The organism is Desulfobacula sp., assembly GCF_021107415.1.
In genome coordinates this window covers 1-3,210 of sequence record NZ_JAIOSW010000071.1, presented here as the reverse complement: position 1 = coordinate 3,210, position 3,210 = coordinate 1, and the positions used below count along the sequence as shown (strand labels likewise).

Here is a 3,210-nt window from a genome sequence, read left to right as displayed (position 1 = left end):
TTTGAAACATCCGAAGAGATAAATAAAATGTTAGCAAATGCCTCTGAGGAAAACTTAAAAAAATTGAAAAATGATTTTAATGAAATTTGCTGTGTTTTTGAAAAAAGGATTGAAATTTTATTAGATTCTATTAGAGATTTGGAAAGAAGATATTATCAGGAATACCAATTGAGACTTATTGAAAAAACTCAAGAACTCACTTTACTTTCTATTATAATTGCCACCATTATATTTTTAATAAAAATGTTATGGGATCAAATAAAATATTTTTGTTTCTTATTGGTAGATATTTTCTATATAATCCTTTCACAATTGGCGTTCTGGTATCATGCGCTGCAAAATCTGATTCGTTGATTTTCTGGGATCCAGTCGGTTGAGAACCACAGTTGCATTAAGACTCTCCAGCAAATGCCGGATATAATGATATCTACTTATTAAAATATAAATCCAAATTCTACTTGATATCATGCATCATCATAAAAAAAATATGTGATATCTAACTTTTTTATCAAATAAAACCGCAACCAGTAGAACCGCAAGCGGTAGGCGGTGCTATGTGTTTGTGGATATTTTTAATCCATAAAGTAAACCTTTGTACGTAGAAAATAGCATATTCCTATATGATATAGACTAATCGACTTAACAAAATCATAGCAAATCAGATTTTAAAATATCGGCTGATTTGCTTAAAAATATCCTGTCTATTTGTAGGCAGTTGTTATTATTACATAAATTTTATATAAGTCGTGTTGGTCTGATTGATACATTTGATACAATGTAATCCTGGGTACAATCCCACAAAGGTACAAAATCGGCCATGAAAAAACAACCGGATATCAGTTAAAGTCAAATCCAGGAGTTTGCCCAGGAAACTAAAGAAGAACAACTGATAGCAGAAGGCTGTAAATGTTTAATTGAAAATGCAATTATTTGCTGGAATTATTTATATCTCTCGCAAAAACTTGCTGATGCAATAGAAGTGGAGCGGAAAGAAATGATAGTACATATGAAAAAGTCATCAATTATTACCTGGCACCATATTAATTTACTAGGAGAGTATGACTTTTCCGATGAAAAAATGAACACAATTACCCCTTTTCAGCTTCCCAAAATCTTGGATTTAAAAGTGCTGTAAAATAGAAGACTACAAAATCGAGGATTTGACTTTAACTGATATCCGGTTGTTTTTTCATGGCCGGTTTTGTACCTTTGTGGGATTGTACCCAGCGTTGCAGCAGAAGTGGACGAAGATCCGGTAGTTGTTTCACGGAAGACCCCGTGTGGACGAGATACCAAAGAAGGATTGCAACGTATGCACCATGAAGCACGTTGAGCTCGACGCTGAATCGGCCCGTACTTCAAACGCCATTGGACAGTATGACGTCACCCGGTAATACGGTACATGCAGTAAGTGTATAAACGCCAACTGCACTTGCATCAATGGTTTGTAAAAAGGTGTAAGTGTCGGTTCCACCTGAAAGCAGGGGACCGGGATAGGGTTCTGTATAAGTAGTACCTAAATAAGTATACTCTACCGGGAAGCCTGTTAGAAAATCAGCGCTACCTGAATTGAAAATGTTAATGGTAACAAGTTCATTTGCTGTAAGGCCAGTACCGCTAACAGGGCTTGTAACTGCAGACACACCAACATTGTTTACCATGTTATTGGTACCATAAATACAAAGGCTAACCGGGTATCCCATATCAGAACCGGTACCTGCGCCAAGATCTTCTTGCCAACCGTTATTTGGGCCAGCGACTGCATCTGAATTTACCCACATGAACCAGCAAGTGGGATCACCAGTAGGATTACCCATCAGGGAAACCCAGCCATCAGTAATTGTAACTGAAGCAGGGAGTACATATTGGTATTCGTAGATTTCATAAGCTCCGGCAAACAATACGCCTGTACCTGTTCCGGTTACGCTTTCAGTGATAAAAGTACCCACCTGGGTACCTGGACCAGCACCAGCCAAGTTATCATCAAAAAAGCCTATTTCAACATCTACAGGCTCTTCATCACCTGAAGCACATGGGCCCCATGCTGTTCCATCAAAGTAAGCATGGATATACCAAAAGTGAATTTCTTGAATGGTGAAGTTTCCTGTGTAACCCTGATAAATTCTGTAACCAGCATCAATATCAGCTGTACCTGCACTGGAGTATCCATTGGCATCCTCTGCAAAAATAGGAACTCCAGGAGTCGTTGGACAGAAAAGGTCATCAGTAGGACCACTTGGAACCGGAGATTTCAGAGAGTTCCACTTTGGAACCTTAGTTTGCTCCTGAGCAGTAGTTGATTTGGGAACGTAAGAATTCCCATTAGGATCAACTTCACTGGAAATTACTTCCTGCTCAATAGCTGCAGGTTCAATTCCCATTTTCTCTTCATACTGCTTCTGCATTTCTTTCTTTTGCTTCTGCATTTCATCTTTGTCACCATAAGGTGATGTAAATGATTGAGCAAATGCGACTGATGATATCAAAAACAATATCATCATCAGTTGCCATAATCTAGTAAACTTTTTCATACATTTTAAATTTAAGTTAATAAAAAAAATAGTTACATTATTACTATATATTGAATTTTAAATTAATTCAGTAATAAGATGAGAAAAAATATACGGCAGCCAGTTGTGCCGACGGGTATCCATCAAAGATGGTTAACGTTCTATATTTCATTTTGGTAGCTAATTTAAACAACCTGATAATACTTGCTTAGGTGCCAATTCTAAGGATGCAAATATAGGAAATAAATTAGAAAACAAGGAAAAAAAATACTTTTTTTAATGAAAATTAAAATCTCTTTTACAATTTCATTTCGCCTCTTATTTTTTACAAATTCATAATCAATTATTTAAGATGGAATATTAAATTTTATTGTTCGTAATATTTTTTTGTGTGTGTTAAATTAATTTTGCTGTTGACTAACAAGTTTGAAGTTCGAAGTTCGAAGTTTGAAGTTTGAAGTTCGAAGTTCTCGAACTCTTTCGGATTTAGTTGGCCAAACCTGTTATGTTGAAAGTGGTATTGGCGGCTGCATAACATAACAGGTTGAAAAATGTATACATCGAATTAAATGTTTTGCGTTTTTTTTCAACCTGACAGGTCTCTGCCGCACAGGCTTACTTCGACCTGGCAGGTTTTGCCGAGCTCTTTCGGATTTAGGCGAGGGAATATGTGCGGGCTAATCCGAAAGCAAATAGTAGC

General features: G+C 36.5%; 3 protein-coding genes. 2 read left to right on the top strand and 1 reads right to left on the bottom strand.

The genetic code is table 11. The annotated features are described in order from the left end of the window. A partial coding sequence (locus K8S13_RS03720; protein WP_291460549.1) for a hypothetical protein occupies window positions 1-354 on the top strand: 354 nt, incomplete at its 5' end. Between the two features lie 496 nt (window positions 355-850). After that, window positions 851-1,135: a Tn3 family transposase gene (locus tag K8S13_RS25565; protein ID WP_367172521.1), complete on the top strand. Its 285-nt coding sequence runs from the start codon at window positions 851-853 to the stop codon at window positions 1,133-1,135. A 223-nt stretch (window positions 1,136-1,358) separates the two neighbouring features. Here the strand turns inward: K8S13_RS25565 and K8S13_RS03715 are convergent, their stop codons facing one another. Continuing rightward, window positions 1,359-2,501 (bottom strand): hypothetical protein, encoded by a 1,143-nt coding sequence (locus tag K8S13_RS03715; protein WP_291460547.1) that lies wholly within the window; start codon window positions 2,499-2,501, stop codon window positions 1,359-1,361. Window positions 2,502-3,210: the final 709 nt, after the last annotated feature.

Bases quoted from the DNA above. Each gene is read 5' to 3' on its own strand.
- K8S13_RS03715 (WP_291460547.1), bottom strand. From the start codon at position 2,501: ATGATGATATTGTTTTTGATATCATCAGTCGCATTTGCTCAATCATTT.